The following is an 18812-nucleotide window of genomic DNA, read 5'->3' as shown; positions in this document are numbered from 1 at the left end:
CTCGGGAAACGGTGGCGTGAGGGCAACGAAGGTCAGGGCCCATGCATCGCACCTAAGTGGCGCGATTCTGACACCGCAAGGAGACCGTACGATGAGCAATCCATTCTGACTGGCGGATGCGCAGATGGCGCGACTTCAGCAGTTCTTCCCGAGGAGCCACGGCGAGCAGCGAGGAGATGACCGTCGATAGCCTTTTCAGAGGAACTTGGCTGGAGCCGGTCAGTCACGCTGGCTAGCGCCGTGCCATGCCCAGCCCCTCACCCGGAAGCTACTTCAAGACGAGACCTGAAATCATCCGTCTGGAGGTTATGCTCGGCGACCGCGTCCCGCCCAGAGCTCTAACCTTTGGACTTGCCCGGAGAATGTGCAGAGCACGAACTGAGGAACCAGGAGGTGTTCTAAGGCCACGGCTCGGCGCTTTGCCTTCACACTTAATCGAGGAAGTGGGTAGCCAGAACGTCATTTTCCAAGACCTTGCAACGTCAGGGGAATTCTTCTCGTTTTGGCCTGTCCTTTAGAATGGCCGAAACCAGGCATCCGTGGCAGCCTTAAACACGACCAAACGACTCGACATAAGGCCTTGCCATGACACGAACCATCGTCGGACTTTCCGGAAATCTCGACCGGCCGTCGAAGACCCGGGCCCTCGTCCAGACTGCCGTCGCCACGGCCGCAAGTAAGTTCGAGGCGGTCGGCACTGTCCTTGATCTGACCGATTTCGGGCCTGGCCTCGGTGCGGCGCGGCAGCCCGGGGATCTGGACCCGAACGGTCGCGCGGCGCTGGACACGCTGCTGGCGGCGGACGCGCTCATCGTCGCGAGCCCCGTTTACAAGGGCAGCTACACAGGCCTTTTCAAGCACCTTATCGATCTGATCGACCCGCAGGCTTTTCAGGGCAAGCCGGTGCTTCTGGCAGCGACAGGTGGAGGTGACCGCCACGCGCTGGTCATCGAGCACCAATTGCGCCCGCTCTTTGGCTTCTTCGAGGCGCGGACCCTTCCCACCGGCGTCTACGCTGCCGATCGCGATTTCGTGGCCGGTCAACCTGCCTCGGACACACTGCACACGCGGCTGGGGCGGGCGGTTGACCAGTTTGCCCTGTTCTTCGACCGGCGCAGCCAGCCTGAGGTGTTCGTCCTGAGCGCCTGACCCGTTTCCAGCTTTCTTCTTCCCTCTGACGTCGTCCTTTCACTTTGGACGGCGGCGAACCCCAGTTGCCTTACGAAAGGACCCGACCATGACCCGCAAGATCCGCCTTGGCGCCTTCCTTCCTGGCGGTGGCCAGCATGTGGCGGCGTGGCGCCACCCCGACAGCCCGGCCGATGGGGCGACGAACTTCGCCTTTCACCTGGAACTCGCGAAGGAGGCCGAACGCGGCCTGTTTGATGCCTATTTCCTCGCGGACGGGCTGGCCGTCAGCTTTGGCGGCGGGATGGAAGGCGGGAATGCAAAGGTAGCGGGGTTCGAACCGGTCACACTGTTTGCCGCCCTCGCGCCGCTCACGACGCATCTGGGCTTCATCGCGACCGCATCGACGACATACGAAGAGCCCTACAACCTCGCCCGCAAGTTCGCATCGCTCGACCTGATTTCCGAAGGGCGGGCCGGCTGGAACGTGGTCACGACTGCAACCGAGGCGGCGGCACAGAACTTCAACCTCGACCAGCAGCACCCTCATGCCTTCCGCTATCGCCGGGCCGCAGAACATGTCGAGGTGGTCAAGAAGCTCTGGGACAGCTTCGAGGACGACGCCTTCCTGCGCGACAAGGAGACAGGGCGGTTCTTCCACAGCGACAAGCTGCATCTGACGGAGCATCGCGGCGAGCACTTCAAGGTGAAGGGGCCGCTCAACGTCCCACGGTCGCCGCAGGGCCACCCTGTCATCGTTCAGGCAGGCCAGTCGGATGACGGGCGCGGTCTGGCTGCGGCAACGGCGGAAGTGATCTTCACCGCCCATCAGAAACGCGACACGGCGCAGGAGTTCTACCGCGACATCAAGGCCCGCGCGCGTGGGGTCGGGCGCAATCCGGACCACATCCTGATCATGCCGGGCGTGTCGCCTTTCGTGGGCCGTACGCAGGACGAGGCGCAGGAGAAATACGACCGCCTCACCAGCCTGATCCTGCCCGAAGACGGCATCTCGCTGCTGAACGGCCTCACGGGGGGCACGCTCGACCTGACGGGCTATGACCTCGACGGGCCGCTGCCGCCTGCGCCGCCCACTGAGGGCATGAAATCACGGCAGGCGCTCATCCGGCAGATTGCGGACGAAAACAACTTCACGATCCGCCAACTCTATCAGTGGGTGGCCTCGGCCCGCGGGCATTTCACCATCGTCGGCACGCCGGAGACCATCGTCGACACCCTGCAGGAGTGGTTCGAGAACGAGGCGGCCGATGGCTTCAACATCCTTCCGCCCTGGCTGCCGACCGGGCTGACCGATTTCGTGGACCTTGTGATCCCGGAACTTCAACGGCGCGGCCTGTTCCGCACCGCCTATGAGGGCCGCACCTTGCGGGAAAATCTCGGCCTGCCCTTCCCCACCAACCGCCACGCGCTCGCCCGCAGCGCAGTCCATGCCGCGGAGTGACACCATGACGCTGGAAACCGTCGAAACCGGCGCTCTGGCCGCCCCTCCGATCCGTCTGGCGGGCGCCCGGATCGGCCAGGTCGCGCGGGCTGGACTTGCCCGCTACGGTCTGCTTCTGGGCTTTCTGCTCCTCTGGCAACTGGGCAGCACCTTCGGATGGATCAACCCGACCGTCTTTCCGCCGCTTGACCGGATCCTTGTCGCGCTCTGGAACGGGTTGGCCTCGGGGGCGCTGATCGACGACATCGCGATCAGCCTGCAGAGATCCGGCCTCGCCTTCGCTGCCGCCGTGGGTCTAGGCATTCCGCTCGGGCTCTTCATGGGGCAGATCCCGGCGATGGAGCGCGCGCTAGATCCGATCCTGCAGTTCTTCCGGCAGACCTCGGCGCTCGCGCTTTACCCGGTCTTCATTCTTCTGCTTGGCCTGGGAGAGGCCTCCAAGGTCTTCGTGATCTTCTGGGCGACCCTGTTCCCTATCCTTCTGGCCACCATCGGAGGGGTCAAGGAGGTGGATCGCAAGCTGGTCGAGATGGCTCGGACCTATGGCGCGACGCGCGCGACCATCTTTCGCCGGGTGGTGCTGCCAGCCTCGGTGCCGTCGATCTTCGTCGGGCTTCGCCTGTCCGCTACCACGGCGCTGTTGCTCCTGATCGCCGCCGAGATGATCGGGGCCAACCGCGGCCTCGGGTTCCAGGTGATGAACGCGCAATACAATTTCCAGATCCCGCTCATGTTCGCGGCGATCTTCCTGCTCGCCGGTCTAGGGCTGACTGCGAACGCCGTCCTCGTCCGGCTTCAGCGGCGCCTGTGCCGCTGGTCCGATGCCGTCTGACTCAAACCAAACCTTACGATCCCAAAGGAAAGCAAAATGTCCTACCTGACCCGCGCCTTCGCGCTGACGACCGCGCTTGGCCTGTCCTTTGCCACCGCCGCCAGCGCCGATGTGACCATCCGCTACCTTGCCAGCCAGGGCGGCCTGAGCGCCCACGAACTCGCCGCAGAACTCGGCTATTTCGACAAGGCCGGCATCACCCTGGAGAATGTTGGCTACGCCCAGGGCGGTCCGGCCTCACTTGTGGCGCTGGCCGGCGGCAGCGTTGATCTCGGCTCCGCGGCCACGGCGGCGGTGCTGAACTCGATCGCGGCCGGCAATGATTTCGTGGCTGTCTACCCCTCGAACGGGATCAACGACGAGGCTCAGTCGATTTTCTACGTGCTCGAAGACAGCCCGATAAAGTCGATCGAAGATCTTCAGGGCAAAACGATCGCAGTGAACACCCTCGGCGCCCACCTCGACTATGTGGTTCGCGAGGCGCTCTACCAGAAAGGCCTGCCGCAGGACGCCGCAAACCTCGTCGTCGTGCCGGGGCCGCAACTGGAACAGGTCCTGCGCTCGGGCCAGGTCGATGTCTCGGCCTTCGGCTATTGGCAGACCACCTTCGAGGGGGCCGCGCGCAAGGCCGGGGGTCTGCGCCCGATCTTTGACGACACCGACATCATCGGCGAGATCGCGGGCGGCTTTGTCGTGCTCCAGCGCAGCTGGATCGAGGCACATCCCGAGGAAGCCAAGGCCTTCGTCGAGGGCTCGGCCAAGGCGCTCGACTATGCCCGCGAACACCCCGAGGAAACCAAGGCCATCTTCGCGAAAGTGCTGGCGGAACGGGGCGAGAACCCGGACGTGGCCCAGTACTTCGCTGGATACGGCGTGCGGGCAGGCGGCCTGCCGGTTGAGCGTGATGTCCAGTTCTGGATCGATATTCTTGAGCGCGATGGGACGGTCGAGAAGGGCAAGCTGGTCGCCAAGGACATCCTCTACACGACCGGCGATACGCCGGTCAGCAACTGACCGGGACGCAATGACAACCGCCACCACCACAGTCCGCCGGGGAGAGGTCACAATCCGTGACCTCTCCAAGTCCTTCACCCTCAACGGCCGCCGGCTGGACGTCCTTCGCGGGATCCACCTGGACGTCGCCAGCGGCGAGGCGCTGGCCATCGTCGGCCCCTCGGGCTGTGGCAAGACCACCCTCTTGCGCGTGCTTGCAGGCCTCGAGGAACCGGATCGCGGCGAGGTCATGATCGACGGCGCGCCCGTTCACGGGATCGGGCGGCAGCGGGCGGTGATCTTTCAGGAGCCGCGCCTGCTGCCCTGGCTGACCGTGACCCAGAACGTCTCCTTCGGCCTGGAAGTGCGCGGTCAGGACCGGGCGAGCGCAGCCGAGAAAGCCCGCCACTACATCCGGCTCGTGGGCCTCGCCGGCTTCGAGGATGCCTATCCGCGACAGCTTTCCGGCGGCATGGCGCAGCGCGTCGGCATCGCCCGCGCCCTGACGGTCCAGCCCGAGATCCTGCTGCTCGACGAACCGCTCGGCGCGCTCGATGCGATGACCAAGCTAACGATGCAGGAGGAACTTGCCCGGATCTGGCGCGAGGAGGGCGTGACCATGATCCTTGTGACCCACGATCTTGAAGAGGCAATCTTCCTGGCCGACCGGGTTTTGGTGATGTCGAAATCGGGCCATCCGCCGCGCCCGATCGAGATCGATGTGCCGCGTCCGCGCGACCGCAGTGCGCCCTCTTTCGTCGCCCTCCGCCGCCGGCTGATGGCGGAGTTCGGACTGCACTGAGATGCTCTCCGTTTCACGGCTCTTGGAAGCGCAATAGCCCATCGACCGTCGACAGGCTATTTCTCCGGCAGGTGGGCGCGTTCGCGCGACAGCGCGACATATCCGGCTGCACTAGTGCGACGACGAGGCTCTTGAGGCGGCCGCCTTGGTGCGCCTCGACAATTCTATCGACTTGGGAGATGCGCCTTCGTTCTCGAAAACCTCGACATCGACCACGGTCCGGCCGCCGCGACAGAACCGCAGGATGTCTGCGCGACCGTCGACCGAATTCAGGCTCTCCATGGGGAAGACCCTGACATTCTCCGGATAACGGGAAGCCAACTCGTCGACCTGGCCATAATAGTCGTCATAGAAGCGGGCGATATGGTCTGCCAGGCTTGCCGACCCGAGATCATCGTAGCTGGGAAAGCACTTGTCCCAACGGCGATCCGGTACCCAACGTCGATCGGCGTCACCGCACCAGTGGTTGCGGCTTGGCTGCACGAGCGACTGCGTCGGCTTTGGGCGAAGCAGTCCGCGCAGCGCATCCCTGACGGTTCCTGCCGCGGGCGGGGATCGATGCGGAACGCCGAGCTTGCGGACATAGCTCTTGATGACTTCGGTCCTGTCCCTTTGGAGACAGGGAAACCTTGCTTCGGGAAACCGGGACAAGATCTGGGTGACATAGGGCAGGTAGTAGATCCCGACATCGCCAATGACTTCGACCCGCGGCAGCGCATGCAAGCGCTTCAAGGGCTCGGTCCGGTCAGGAGACGCCCGATCCACTGTTATCGCGCGCTCGTCATCGTCCAGGATCGCCCGGAAATCCCGCAGCAGCGAAAAGACCGTATCCTCGGCCCCGGCCCATGCCATTGCCGAAGGATTAGCTTCGTGAAAGCAGACCGTGCCCGGCTGAGCATTCAGCAAGGCGGCAAGCGATTTGGTCCCACAACGACCGGAACCAAGCCCGAAGACCACTGTCATCAGATGTTTCGATCCGTCTGGATTCCTCCGACCTGAGGCACAGGCGTGGGAACGACCCGCCTCTGCATGCGGAGTTCATCAAGCGCCCGCGCGCTGCCGAAGCACTTTGCTGCGTCAAGCATGGTCTCTGCCGCGTCACGACTGCGTCCGCGCAGGTACTTCACGACCGCGCTCGCCAACTTGCGCCCTGCCCTTGCGCGCTGATGCAAGGCCGAGCCCATGGCAATCTGCGCCGCGCTGAGGGGTGCCGTCTGGTCCTCGAGCATGATGCCCGACCTACCGATGCGCGCGTATCGCCGGAAGACCGCTCTGACCGTCATCTCCGATGGCTGGATGATGTGGTAAACGCAGGCCGAGGGCAGATAGATGATCGCATGGCCAAGTTCGCTGATCTCTCTGGCCAGGGCGGTATCTTCGCTTCCCCCTTGCGACTGGGTTGCAGTGAAGTTCAGGCGATCGACATCGAACCGCATTCGCCCAAGGGCCGAGCGGCGGATCATCAGGTTCGCTCCCTTGACTTGGTAGAAGGCAACCTCTTCTTCGGGCTGGCTGATCGGTGTGCAGCCCCAGGACCGACCGATGTCGGTCAAGTGGCGAAGCCATGTTGGCGGTGTGCCTGTCCAGTCGGGGCGGATCTGCCCGGCGAAAACGCCTGCCTGGGGATGACGCTCGGCCGCGGCAATGTAGCCGAGAAGACAGTTCGGCTCCGGCAGGACATCATCATCCATGAACACAAGGAGCGGGCCTTTTGCCGCAGCGATCCCGGTATTGAGGGCGAATGATTTCCCGCGCCGGGGTTCACGAATGACCGTTGCACCAAGAGCGTGACGCGCAGACTGCATGATCTCGTGCGTGCGGTCGGTGCTGGCGTTGTCCACTAGGATGAACTCTGCCCCTCCTTCGGGAAGCGCGAGGGCCTCCATCGCGGAGAGCGTTCGATCCAGCGTGTCGGCCCCGTTATGCGACGGAATGATGACCGAAATCAGCGGCGCTTTCTGGCTGCCCATGGTTCCTCCCCTGAACTCCGAGACTCAGTCGAAAGCCCGACCCCTCTCAGCGGGCAATGCGGCTGTCAGCGAAATTTCCTTCTCCCGGAAACTGGGCTAAGTGGAGTTTGTGGCCAAAGGATGGCCAATTGCGCAGCTTTTTTCTACAAGGCGCTCAGTCCGCGCGGATAGTTGCTCAGGCTGGGCGGCGTCTTGCCTATGCTCGACCTGTGCGAGGCAGGACTTGCGACGGCTGCCGCAACCATCGGACTTGGTGCAGAACGGGCCGCTTCGGGGGTACGGCCTTGTTTCTGAAGGAATGGTTCAGGCCGATCTCCAGCTAGAACGTCACCCAACGCCCCCCGATATCCCTGGTGTCCCGAGATCCCTGCTGTCTCGGGGCCTTTGCGAACACAGGACCTCATCTGGCTCAGGACTTTGCGGCAGACCAACCCACAGCTTTGATGCAGATCATCGCCGTGACGCCTGCACCATGCCATCTGCTCGAAAGGCCAAGAAATACGGACATGACGACACCAGCCCTCCTAGACAACCCATCGCGCTACCTGTTCTTCACCGGCAAGGGCGGCGTGGGGAAGACGTCACTCAGCTGCGCAGTTGCGCTGGCCTTGGCCGACCTTGGAAAACAGGTACTGCTGGTAAGCACGGACCCTGCCTCGAACCTTGACGAAATGCTGGGTGCGCGGCTCTCCGATCAGCCGAGCGCAGTTCCGAAGGCGCCGAACCTCTTCGCGATGAACATCGACCCGGACAAGGCGGCCGACGACTATCGGGCGCGTGTCATCGACCAGCTGGACCCAGAGGCGGACGAGGAAGAGCGGGCGACAGTGCGTGAGCAGCTGTCAGGCGCTTGCACCATTGAGATTGCTGCCTTCGACGAATTCGTGGGGCTTCTCGCGGGGGATGCTGACGCATTTGACCACGTGATCTTCGACACCGCGCCGACCGGCCACACCCTGCGCCTGCTGAGTTTGCCCCGGGCGTGGACGGGCTTCCTGCAAGGCAACGACCGGGGCGCCTCGTGCCTTGGCCCGCATTCCGGGCTGAAAATGCAGGAAGACCGGTTCCGCGCTGCGTTGCAGGTTCTGGCCGATCCGGTTCGGACCTCGATCGTGCTGGTGACGCGAGCAGATCGTGGTGCCGTGCGCGAGGCCGCTCGAACTTCGGACGAATTGCGCGCCCTTGGCCTCGGGAACCAGAGACTGGTCGTCAATGGAGTTTTCCATGCCTCGGGCTCGGGAGATGTCGTGGCCGAGGGACTCGCACGCGACCACGCGGCAGTGATCGCGGCCTTGCCGCCGAACCTGGCCACCCTGCCCCGGGATGAGGTTCCGCTGCGCTCTTTCGACATGGTGGGATTGCCTGCGCTCCGCGCGCTCTTCAGCGATGAGCCGCCTGCGGCAGAGACGGCCCTGCCTGCAGGGATCGACGGGCCGGCCTTGGAGACGATGGTCGATGAACTGGCAAAGGCTGGTCGCGGGCTGATCATGGTGATGGGCAAGGGCGGAGTCGGCAAGACAACCGTTGCCGCCGCCGTGGCGGTGGGACTGGTCAAGCGCGGGCACAAGGTACACCTGACGACGACCGACCCTGCCGCGCATGTCTCGCTTGTGGTGGATGGCAGTCTCGATGGCCTCGTCGTCGACCGGATCGACCCGGCCATCGAGACCGAGCGCTATGTGGCTAAGGTTCTGGCCACCAAGGGCCGCGACATGGATGCCGCTGACCGGGCGCTCCTGCGCGAAGATCTGGCCTCGCCCTGCACCGAAGAAGTGGCGGTATTCCATGCCTTTTCGCGCATCGTCGCCGAGGCTCGGGCGGCTTTTGTCGTGATGGATACCGCGCCAACGGGCCATACCCTGCTTCTGCTTGATGCGACCGGCGCATATCATCGTCAGATGACGCAGGACATGGGGACGACGCCGGGCCGGATCATCACGCCCCTCATGCGGCTGCAAGACCCGGACTACACGCGGGTTATCCTTGTCGCTCTGCCCGAGACGACGCCCGTATCCGAAGCGGCGAGCCTGCAAGAAGACCTGCGCCGCGCAAAGATCCAGCCATGGGCCTGGGTGGTGAACCGGTCGCTGGCCAAGACCGGCACGGCAGATCCCTTGCTGCGGCTTCGTATCTCCGGCGAGGCATCGCAGCTCGCGCGTATCCGCGGCGGTCTCGCGCAACGGCTGTATCTGCTGCCGTTCCAGGCGGAACCACCAGTGGGCATCCCTCGGCTGCTGACGCTGACCTGACTGCCCGCCCGGCTGCTTGCCAAGGGGTCCTTCTAGGGCTGATGGGGCCGAGGCTCAATCGGTTGGAAACTTCGTCAACCGGCAGTCCGGCACTCCACGCTAATCGAATGTCGAGTATCGATCCTCGGCGCGGGCGAGGAAGCCGTCGCCGGGATTCGGGATCTGAAGAAGCCATTTCTTTCGGCTCTTCAGCCGATTTCATGGAAGCCCTTGAGGGCCAGCGCCAACTCGCAGAACAGGATGACGTTCAACCCGGGTCTGCCGGGCTCGTCTGCCGCCAGGCGCGGTACTCGTCGCGGATCCAGTCCAGGAAGAGCCGAACCTTCTTGTGGCGCAGATGATCCGACGGACAGACAATCCACTGCGTCGTCAAAGTGACGGGCCTCGCATTCTTGACCGGACAGACAAGTCGGCCGTCCTGCAACTCGCGCCACATCATCAGGTTGCTTTCCAGGGCGATCCCCATGCGGTCACAGGCCGCGTCGATGGCCATATGGCTTCGGTCGAACTTGACGCGCTTCCATCGGTCGTCAGGGATCACACCGGAGTCAGTCAGCCATTTCGGCCATTGGACCTGCGACTTGACCGAATGAATGAGCCTGAAACGCAGCAGATCCCGAGGCGTAAGGCTTTGGGCGGCAGCGTAGTCCGGCGATGAGGCTGGAAAGAAGTTCTCCTCGCCCAGTCCTTCGACGAACAGGCCCGGCCATCGTCCGTCTCCATGCCGGATCTCGATGTCCACGAGCTCGCGGTTGAAGTCCGTCGGTTCGTTTGTGCCGTCCAGCCTGATCTCGAGGTCCGGATGCATATCAAGGAATCTGCCCAGACGGGGCAGCAGCCATTTGTTCGAAAGGGTCGGCGTCGCCCGGACGTTCAGTGTCGTGACGGCTCGATGTCCGCGAATTGTGTTCGTCGCATCGGCAATGCGCTCGATCTCGTCCGAGATCATCGCGAAGTAGCGCTCTCCGGCCTCGGTCAGCACGACACCGCGCCCCATCTTCGTCATCAGCGAGACGCCAAGCTGAAACTCCAGCGACTGGATCTGCTGGCTGACGGCAGAGGAGGTCACGCTCAACTCTTCGGCAGCCTTGCTTATGCTGCCAGCTCGTGCTGCAGCGTGGAAGACGCAGATCGCCTTGATGGGTAGTTGCATCGGGTTGTCCTTGCTCCGCCATGCTGCTGGTATCAGTTATCGGCCCAGACCCTTCTTCACGTCTTAGTTTTGCTAATCGATGGGGAAGGGTTTCTAATTTGCCTCTAATCAATCCTGTTCCTAGGCTTCAAGCAGCAGTCAGGAACTGCGGCTCTGAACACCAAGATATCACCACCACTGTCTCGGCGAATACCGATCCAGTGAACGCATCGTTTCTGGGAGGAGACGGGCGGATATCCTGAATGTGTGCCGCGACGGGCCTGGCAGCGTCGAGAGGCCGCGGTAGCAAGCTGTCGGCAATCAAGTGGGAGGAGAACAAGGTGAAGAACTTCAAAGCCATTCTGGCGGCAACGACGGCTGTCTCGACCATTCTGTCAGCGGCGGCTTGGGCAGAGGAAACCTGCTCGGCCTATCCGCAGGCAGCCAGCGAAAAGATCGAGTCGGTCGACCTCGAAAAGACGTTCGGTGCCGTTCCCGCGCCGACGAAACCCCTGCATGTGGTCTATGTGACCAAGACGCTCATCAACGAGTTCTGGCAGGATGTCGCGGCCGGCGTGAAGGACGAGGCGGCGAAATACGAAGGCATCACCGTCGACGTTCAGGCTGCCAAGGACGAGTCCTCGCAGATCGAACAGCTGAACCTCGCGCAGACCGTTCTGTCGCAGAAGCCAGATATCCTGCTTCTGTCGCCGCAGTCCGACAGCAACCTTGTGCCGGTCATCGAAGCGGCGAAGGCCGCCAACATCCCCACCGTCATCATCGACGATGCCCGGACCCCCGGCGCTTCGTCCTATATCGGGACCGACCAGATTTCGATCGGGGCAAAGGCCGCCGATTTCCTGAACAGCCTGTTCCCTGACGGCGGCAAGGTCGCACAGATCGAAGGCGCGGCGGGCTCGCCCAACGCCCGGATGCGCATCCAGGGTTTCGTGGATCAGCTCAAGACCTATCCCAAGCTCGAGCTCGTGGCCTCGCAGCCTGGCAACTGGGACCGGATGACGGCGCTGAACGCGACCTCGACCATCCTGCGTGACCACCCTGACCTGGTCGGCGTCTATGCCAACAACGACGGCATGGCCCTCGGCGTGTTCGAGGCGGTCAAGTCCGCCAACGCCAAGGTCGCCGTCGTCGGCACCGACGGCATCCGCGATGCCAAGCGCTCGATCGGCGACAAGGAAATGGCCGCAACCGTTGCGGAGTTCCCCTTCGAAGAAGGCCAGCTCGGCGTTCAGGTGGGGCTGCGACTGCTGGGTTGCCAGGCCGTGCCGGCATGGGTCGTTTCACCCCAGGCCGTCATCACAGCGGAAAACCTGGCCGATTTCCCGGACCCGCTGAAGAAGTAAATCGTCCACACTGTTAGGATCAGCGTTGTCCGGGCTATTGCCCGGACAACCTTCTTTACACACGGAAGCGACCCGATGACGATTGCCCAGATCTCCCGAGATGCCGGCGAGCCGCTCATGGCCATGCGCGCGATCGAAAAGAGCTACGGCCCGGTCGTCGTCCTGAAGGGCGTCGATCTCATCCTGAGGCCGGGCGAGGTTCATGGCCTGCTTGGAGAGAACGGGGCCGGCAAGTCTACGCTGATGCGGATCGTGTTCGGTCTGGCCCAGCCCGATCGTGGCACCATTGAACTGGCGGGAAAAGGCACCGTCCGGATCGAAAGCCCACGCCATGCGCTCTCGCTCGGCATCGGCCTGGTCAGCCAGGAACTGAGCCTTGTGCCCCAGCTGGACGTTGCACAGAACATCTTCCTCGGCAGTACGCAGGCACTGCACGCCATTCCGCGGCCCGAACTGAAACGCAAGGCGGCCGAAATCCTGGCTGAGCTTGCCCCGCATATCGATTGCAGCGCGTCTGTCGGTTCGCTTGGCATGGCGGATCGCCAGCTTGTCGAAATCGCCCGTACCCTCGCCCGCGGCGGCGAGATCATCGCCTTTGACGAACCGACCTCCAGCCTGACGCCGACCGAGCAGGAGAACCTGTTCAAGGTCATCGCCAAGCTCAGGGAGGCGGGCAAGGGGATCATCTACATCTCGCACCGGATGAGCGAGATCCGCGCCATCTGCGACGTGATCACCGTGCTGCGGGATGGGCAGGTCATCATGACCGATCGGACCGACGCGCATGACACCGACACGATCAATAGCATGATCACCGGCCGGGAACTTTCAAATGCCACCTCCCGGGCGCGACATGCCTCGCAATCGGCGGGGCCGGATCTGCTATCGCTCGACCGGCTGACAACGGATCGGGTGAAGTCCATCTCGGCTTCGGTCAAGGCGGGCGAGATATTCGGCCTGGCCGGGCTTGTCGGATCTGGCCGCTCTGCTCTGCTGCGGGCCATCTTCGGAATAGATCCGATCAGGTCGGGTCACCTGAAGGTCGCTGGCCGGGAAGTCACCATAAAGTCTCCGTCGGATGCGATTGCCCAAGGTGTGGCCTATCTGCCCGAGGATCGACGGGGCCAGGCAGTCGTGCCGATGATGAGCATCGAGTCCAACTTCGGTCTGGTCAGCCTTTCTCGCTATTCGCGCTTCGGCTTCATCGACTTCGCGCGCCGCCGCGCCGCAATACGCAAGCTCTCGGCGGAACTGTCGATCAAGCCTAGAAACATCGCCGTGCCCCTGGGGCACTTGTCGGGCGGAAACCAGCAGAAGGTGATCATTGCCCGCTGGCTGGCCACCAATGCTAAGATCTACCTGTTCGACGAACCTACCCGCGGCATCGACGTCGGGGCCAAGGCCGAGATCTACGAGTTGTTGCAACGCCTTGCCGCCGAAGGGGCGGCCGTGGTTGTCGTCTCGTCCGAGCTGCCCGAGCTTCTCTACCTCGCCGACCGGATCGGGATCATGGAAGACGGCCATCTGAACACCGTCATCGAAAACAGCGAAACACTAACCGAGGACCGCGTGATGAAACTCATGACTGCCGGAGTGGCCCAATGACCGCGAAGCAACTGGGTCAAGCACAGGCGGACGGCCGGGCGCCGATCAACCGTGCGGAAGTGTTGCGGCGCGCCTCGGTCCTGTCAGGCGTCGTCGTGCTGTTCGTCGTCTTCTCGTCGCTGTCATCCACGTTCTACCAGCCATCCAACCTGCTGGACATCCTGCTCCAGTCGTCGATCAGCGCGATCACCGCGGTCGCGATGACCCTGGTCATCATGACCAAGGGCATCGACCTGTCGGTGGGCTCGATCGCCGGACTTTCCAGCATGGTGGCGGCCGATGTCGCGACCAGCGCGGGCGTGGGGCTTGCCATTTTCGCGGGCCTTGGCGTGGGCCTGATCTGCGGTTTTCTCAACGGCGTCATGATCGCCAAACTCAAGCTGCCCGATTTCATCGTAACCCTCGGAACGCTCAGCATCTTCCGCGGCGCGGCCTTGATCTACACGGATGGCCAGCCGATCTACGGGCTTCCTCCCCTCTTCCGTGACATCTTCGCGGGGCAGCTTCTGGGCATTCCCACCCCTGTTCTCATAGCGGTGGGTATCGCCCTGCTCGGCTATGTCGTGGTGGCGTTCACAGGACTCGGCGAGAGGATCATCGCGACGGGCGGCAACGAAGAGGCCGCGCGGCTTTCGGGGATCAACATCGATGCGATAAAGGTAACGGTCTATACGATCTCTGGCGCGCTTTCGAGCATTGCGGGCTTCGTCCTGATCGCCCGGATCGGTGCAGCCGAACCTATCGGGGGCCAAGGCTTCGAATTGCAGGCCATCGGCTCGGCAGTGATCGGCGGCGCCAGCCTGTTCGGCGGGATCGGCAATCCGCTCGGCTCGCTTGTCGGCGCGGTGACGCTTGGCGCCTTGCAGAATGGCCTGACCCTCATCAACGTGCCGTCCTTCTGGCAGTTCGTGGCATCGGGTGCGGTCGTGATCCTTGCCGTGCTGGCCGACCGGCTGACCCGCAAACAGCGCTGAGATGACAGACGATCCCATCGTCGACACCCACCAGCATTTCCAGGATCTGCAGTTTGGCCCCTACCCATGGCTTGATCCCGGAAGGCCCGAGGGGCTTGAGGGGGACCTGTCCGCGATCAGGCGCACATTCCTGCCCGCCGACTATCGTGCACTCGTGGCTGGGCATGGGGTGCGAAAGACGGTCCATGTCCAGAATGGCTGGACGAGCGAGGATCCTGTCGGAGAAACCCGGTGGCTGGCCGGGCTGGGCCTGCAGGAAGCCCCCACCGCGATCGTGGCCTATGCGGACCTGTCCCGGCCGGACGTCGGCGCTGTCCTTTATGAACACCTGCAGACACCTTCGGTCCGAGGCATCCGCCAGATCCTGAACTGGCACGAGGATCCGCGGCTGCGCGTGGCGCCGTCACCAGATCTGATGCAGCAAGACGGCTGGCGGCGAGGATTCCGGGCGCTGTCGGACCGGGGGCTCAGTTTCGATCTGCAGATTTATTGGCCGCAGATGGCGATGGCGCGCGAACTGGCCGAGGACTTTCCCACAACGACGTTCGTGCTCAACCATTTCGGCATGCCGATCGACCGAAGCGCCGAGGGTCTGCGACGTTGGGAGGCCGCCCTGAGCGATCTGTCCCGCGCCGAGAATGTCGCGGTAAAGCTGTCGGGCTATGGGCTTGGGCATCCTGAATGGACGCCGGCTGACACGGTGCCCCTGCTGTCGCGCGCCCTCAGGCTTTTCACACCGCACCGCACCATGTTCGGCAGCAACCTTCCTGTCGATCTGTTGTTCAGCGATGCAGCCCGGCTGTTTGAGGCCCTGGACGCGACCCTGGCGCCCTTTGGGCCCGCGGATCGGACATTGGTCAGATCTGCGACGGCCGAGCGCATCTACAGGATCTGAGTGCCTCACGGCGGTGGCGCGCGGGTTTGCCGATCCGGTCGGTCGCTACCCCATGCCCCGCCTGACGCTTTAGTTCGACTAATCGATCCACCAAAGAAGTTAAATTGTTCTGGCTGTTGTTTTGCGAAAAGTTGGCCCTGTCGGCCGTGAACGAGTTCCAGCCGACGGGGAGGACCAAACCAGATTCGACGCCCCATGACACGCTTCGGTGCGAAGCCGTGCGGGTCGCGTTCGTTTCTGTCGCAGAGTTTTTGGCCCGGATTGAACTGCGGGCCGCTTGTGGAGAAGTGGGATGAATCTTTACTCGATGCTGGCCGCACGGAATGAAGCGGGCCGCCCTGTCCGCGTCGGCCTGATTGGTGCAGGCAAGTTCGGCTCGATGGTGCTGGCACAGGCGCGCAAGATCGCCGGCTATCACATCGTGGGCGTCGCCGATCTGGATGGCAAGAAGGCTCGCGCGTCGCTGGCGCGCACCGGCTGGCAACCCGAGGAATACGCCGCAACCTCGCTTTCCGATGCGATGGATACCGGCCGCACCTTCGTGACCGAAGACGCGGCAAGCCTGTGCGCCTTTGACGGCATCGAATGCATCATCGAGGCGACCGGCCACCCCATCGCAGGCGTCCGCCATGCGCTGCAGGCAATCGACGGGATGAAGCACATCGTCATGGTCAACGTCGAGGCCGACGTGATGTGTGGTCCGATCCTTGGCAAAATGGCGCGCGAGAAGGGCCTGATCTATTCGATGGCCTATGGCGATCAGCCCGCCTTTATCTGCGAGCTGGTGGACTGGGTCCGATCCTGCGGATTCGAGCTGATTTCCGCGGGCAAAGGCATGAACTTCCGGCCGGAATACCGCTATTCGACGCCGGATACCGTCTGGGGCTACTTCGGGTGGAGCGACGAATTCGTCGCCAAGGGCGACTTCAACCCCAAGATGTACAACTCCTTCACCGACGGCACCAAGGCCGCGATCGAGATGGCGGCTGTAGCCAACGGCACGGGCCTAGACTGCCCCGATGACGGGCTCGCCTTCTATCCGTCGGGATTGCAGGATCTGGCCCAGGTGTTCAAACCGCAATCCGAAGGCGGGCGGATGCCGAAGACCGGTCTGGTTGACATCGCCGCCAGCATGGAGCCGGACGGTCGCAAGGTGCTGAACAACATCCAGTACGGCATGTTCGTTACCTTCCGCGCGCCCGACGAATACACCAAGGGCTGTTTCGAGCAGTATGGCCTGCTGACGGACAAGTCCGGCTGGTATGGTTCGATGTGGCGTCCCTTCCATCTGATCGGCCTTGAAACCTCGGTCTCTGTCTTGTCCGCTGTGCTGCGGAAGGAACCGACCGGTTCCTCGCGCGAATTCCGCGGAGACGCGGTCGCGACGGCGAAGTCGAACCTTAAGGCCGGGTCCTATCTGGATGGCGAAGGCGGCTTTGCCACCTGGGCAAAAGCCATCCCCGCAACGATCTCGACGGCGATCGACGCCCTTCCGATGGGACTTGCCCATCACGTCCTGCTGAAGAAGGACGTGGCCCGCGATCAGATCGTGCGGATGTCCGATGTGGAATTCGTGAACGATCTGGATGTGGTGGCCCTGCGCAAGGAACAGGTGGCGACCATGGGCCCCAAGGTGGGAGCGGCTGCATGAGCTTCGTCGTCCTTCCGGAATTCCATGTCGCGCCAGACAAGCTTGACCCCTTCCTCACGGCGGCTCGGGCCGATGCGAGCGCATCGCTGGCAAAAGAACCCGGCTGCCTGCAGTTCGACATCATGCTTCAGCCGGGCGATGGTCTGGTCAAGGTGATGTTCTACGAGGTCTACACCGACAGCGCCGCTTTCGACGCGCATCTGCAGACGCCGCACGTGGCCGAATTCCGCGCGTCTCTGCACCTGTGCGACGAACAGCCGGTGCGGTTCCTGGATCGCGTGGAGCCATGACCACCCCATGGCGGGTCGCGGTTCTTGGAACCGGATTGATGGGCGGCCCCATGGCCGCCAATCTTCACCGCGCGGGGCATCGGCTCAGTCTCTGGAACCGGACGCGCGACAAGGCCCAGTCGATCACCGCCGGGGCGCAGATCTGTGCGACGCCAAGAGAGGCCGTGAAGGATGCGCAGGCCGTGATCGTCATGCTGTCCTCGGGCCCGGTTTGCCATGAGGTCCTTTTTGGCGAAGAGGGCGCCGCGCGCGCCATGCAGCCGGGCGCCAGGCTTGTCGTGATGTCATCGATCGGCCATGACGAAGCCAAGTCCATGGCCGCCCTTGCTCGCGGCCTTGGCCTGGTATGGGTGGATGCGCCGGTCTCCGGAGGAACAGTCGCAGCCCGCGACGGCACCCTGTCGATCATGGCGGGAGGAAGGGCCGAAGACATCGCCGCCCTGGCCCCGGTCTTCGATCCGATGGGCAAGGTGACTCATGTGGGGCCGGATGGCTCCGGCGCCCTGACCAAGCTGGTGAACCAGCTCCTTGTCGCCTCGACGATCTGTGCGGTGTCCGAAGCGCTGCTGCTCGCTCGGCAGGGAGGCGCCGATCCAGGCAAGGTCAGGCAAGCCCTGATGGGAGGCTTTGCGTCTTCCCGGATCCTCGATCTCCATGGGTCGCGCATGATTGCGAGGGATTTCGTCCCCGGCGGTCCTGCCAAGTACCAGATCAAGGACACGGCGGCGGCCTTGGCGCTTGCTCAGTCGCTCGGCCTTGAATTGCCAGTCCTGCAACTCGCTGACGACCTGTTCCGCAACCTCGTTGCCCATGGCGGAGGCGACCTGGACCACTCGGCGCTGATCGTGGAACTGGAGCGTCGCAACGGCATTTCCGCCGGGCCCCCTGCATCGTGACCAGCGCGGTTCCACTTTGACAGTTCAAGCGCAGAACGAGCCCCAGGCGATGGCGCGCAGGATCGTCGTGATGGGCGTCTCGGGTTGTGGCAAGTCGACTATCGGCAAGCTCCTGTCCCGGAAGCTCGGATATCCCTTCCTCGAAGGTGACAGTTTCCATCCGCCCGAGAATGTCCAGGCCATGGCCTCGGGACAGGCGTTGAACGACAGGATGCGTGAGCCATGGTTGCTGTCGCTGGCGGCCGCGATCGCACAAGAGAGCGATGGCGTGGTCGTCAGCTGTTCAGCCTTGCGAAAGAGCTACCGGGACATCCTGCGCGCGAACGGACCGGTCTTTCTGGTGCATCTCACCCTTGACTTGCCCGAGGCACGGCGGCGCATGGAAATGCGCCGCGGTCATTTCATGAACCCCGCCTTGGCGGAAAGCCAGCTTGCCAGTCTCGAGGCGCTGTCGGCAGACGAGCATGGCGTGACACTCGACGCAACAATGCCCCCAAACAAACTGGTTGAGCGGGCACTCGCCGCGCTGACCCTCTCGCCGGACACCGTCAGTCAGGCCTGATCCCTTC

Annotated in this window: 17 protein-coding genes; 14 read left to right on the top strand and 3 right to left on the bottom strand. The window is 63.3% G+C overall.

Going from position 1 to position 18812, the window contains the following annotated elements; translation table 11 throughout:
* Nucleotides 1-585 precede the first annotated feature (585 nt).
* The 5 genes from msuE (at nucleotide 586) to L0V05_RS13100 (ending at nucleotide 5217) form a co-directional block, all read left to right on the top strand.
* Entirely contained in the window at nucleotides 586-1149 is a 564-nt protein-coding gene (gene msuE, locus L0V05_RS13120; protein WP_234871183.1) for an FMN reductase, read from the top strand.
* Between the two features lie 88 nt (nucleotides 1150-1237).
* The gene (locus L0V05_RS13115; protein WP_234871181.1) at nucleotides 1238-2590 is read left to right on the top strand and encodes an LLM class flavin-dependent oxidoreductase; all 1353 of its coding nucleotides are present in this window, start codon (nucleotides 1238-1240) and stop codon (nucleotides 2588-2590) included.
* 4 nt (nucleotides 2591-2594) lie between these two features.
* On the top strand, nucleotides 2595-3422 hold the full coding sequence (locus tag L0V05_RS13110; RefSeq protein ID WP_234871179.1) for an ABC transporter permease: 828 nt from the start codon (nucleotides 2595-2597) through the stop codon (nucleotides 3420-3422).
* Between the two features lie 36 nt (nucleotides 3423-3458).
* Complete coding sequence (locus tag L0V05_RS13105; RefSeq protein ID WP_234871177.1) at nucleotides 3459-4436, top strand: ABC transporter substrate-binding protein; 978 nt, start codon at nucleotides 3459-3461, stop codon at nucleotides 4434-4436.
* Between the two features lie 10 nt (nucleotides 4437-4446).
* A complete protein-coding gene (locus tag L0V05_RS13100) occupies nucleotides 4447-5217 on the top strand; it encodes an ABC transporter ATP-binding protein (protein WP_234871175.1) in 771 nt (256 codons plus the stop codon).
* Nucleotides 5218-5328: 111 nt separating this feature from the next.
* On the opposite strand, the gene L0V05_RS13095 is transcribed toward L0V05_RS13100, so the two are convergent.
* Entirely contained in the window at nucleotides 5329-6180 is an 852-nt protein-coding gene (locus tag L0V05_RS13095) for a hypothetical protein (protein WP_234871174.1), read from the bottom strand.
* Nucleotides 6180-7187, bottom strand: a complete 1008-nt coding sequence (locus tag L0V05_RS13090) for a glycosyltransferase family 2 protein (RefSeq protein ID WP_234871172.1) — start codon at nucleotides 7185-7187, stop codon at nucleotides 6180-6182. Before L0V05_RS13090 ends, L0V05_RS13095 begins: the two co-directional genes overlap by 1 nt.
* A gap of 506 nt (nucleotides 7188-7693) precedes the next feature.
* Between L0V05_RS13090 and arsA the strand changes: the two genes are divergently transcribed.
* Nucleotides 7694-9436, top strand: a complete 1743-nt coding sequence (gene arsA / locus L0V05_RS13085) for an arsenical pump-driving ATPase (RefSeq protein ID WP_234871170.1) — start codon at nucleotides 7694-7696, stop codon at nucleotides 9434-9436.
* Between the two features lie 247 nt (nucleotides 9437-9683).
* Here arsA and L0V05_RS13080 read toward each other — a convergent pair whose 3' ends face one another.
* Entirely contained in the window at nucleotides 9684-10589 is a 906-nt protein-coding gene (locus tag L0V05_RS13080) for a LysR substrate-binding domain-containing protein (protein ID WP_234871168.1), read from the bottom strand.
* A gap of 320 nt (nucleotides 10590-10909) precedes the next feature.
* Between L0V05_RS13080 and L0V05_RS13075 the strand changes: the two genes are divergently transcribed.
* From L0V05_RS13075 to L0V05_RS13040, 8 genes are all read left to right on the top strand, one after another.
* The gene (locus L0V05_RS13075) at nucleotides 10910-11932 is read left to right on the top strand and encodes a sugar ABC transporter substrate-binding protein (protein ID WP_234871166.1); all 1023 of its coding nucleotides are present in this window, start codon (nucleotides 10910-10912) and stop codon (nucleotides 11930-11932) included.
* 75 nt (nucleotides 11933-12007) lie between these two features.
* Nucleotides 12008-13537, top strand: coding sequence for a sugar ABC transporter ATP-binding protein (locus L0V05_RS13070; RefSeq protein WP_234871164.1), 1530 nt, complete (start codon nucleotides 12008-12010; stop codon nucleotides 13535-13537).
* The gene (locus tag L0V05_RS13065) at nucleotides 13534-14511 is read left to right on the top strand and encodes an ABC transporter permease (protein WP_234871163.1); all 978 of its coding nucleotides are present in this window, start codon (nucleotides 13534-13536) and stop codon (nucleotides 14509-14511) included. Before L0V05_RS13070 ends, L0V05_RS13065 begins: the two co-directional genes overlap by 4 nt.
* Nucleotide 14512: 1 nt before the next feature.
* Nucleotides 14513-15406, top strand: a complete 894-nt coding sequence (locus tag L0V05_RS13060; RefSeq protein WP_234871161.1) for an amidohydrolase family protein — start codon at nucleotides 14513-14515, stop codon at nucleotides 15404-15406.
* A gap of 292 nt (nucleotides 15407-15698) precedes the next feature.
* Nucleotides 15699-17057 (top strand): NAD(P)H-dependent oxidoreductase, encoded by a 1359-nt coding sequence (locus L0V05_RS13055; protein ID WP_234871159.1) that lies wholly within the window; start codon nucleotides 15699-15701, stop codon nucleotides 17055-17057.
* Nucleotides 17054-17347 carry a putative quinol monooxygenase gene (locus L0V05_RS13050; RefSeq protein ID WP_234871157.1) on the top strand — a complete coding sequence of 98 codons (294 nt, stop codon included), beginning with the start codon at nucleotides 17054-17056 and terminating at the stop codon, nucleotides 17345-17347. Before L0V05_RS13055 ends, L0V05_RS13050 begins: the two co-directional genes overlap by 4 nt.
* Nucleotides 17344-18243 (top strand): NAD(P)-dependent oxidoreductase, encoded by a 900-nt coding sequence (locus L0V05_RS13045; protein WP_234871155.1) that lies wholly within the window; start codon nucleotides 17344-17346, stop codon nucleotides 18241-18243. The genes L0V05_RS13050 and L0V05_RS13045 overlap by 4 nt, the downstream gene beginning before the upstream one ends.
* 49 nt (nucleotides 18244-18292) lie before the next feature.
* Nucleotides 18293-18805, top strand: a complete 513-nt coding sequence (locus tag L0V05_RS13040) for a gluconokinase (protein ID WP_234871153.1) — start codon at nucleotides 18293-18295, stop codon at nucleotides 18803-18805.
* The last annotated feature ends 7 nt before the right edge of the window (nucleotides 18806-18812 follow it).

It is taken from the genome of Alitabrizicola rongguiensis (assembly GCF_021491355.1).
Taxonomy (GTDB): Bacteria; Pseudomonadota; Alphaproteobacteria; order Rhodobacterales; family Rhodobacteraceae; genus Aliitabrizicola; species Aliitabrizicola rongguiensis.
This window is presented reverse-complemented; position numbering and strand designations above follow the sequence as displayed.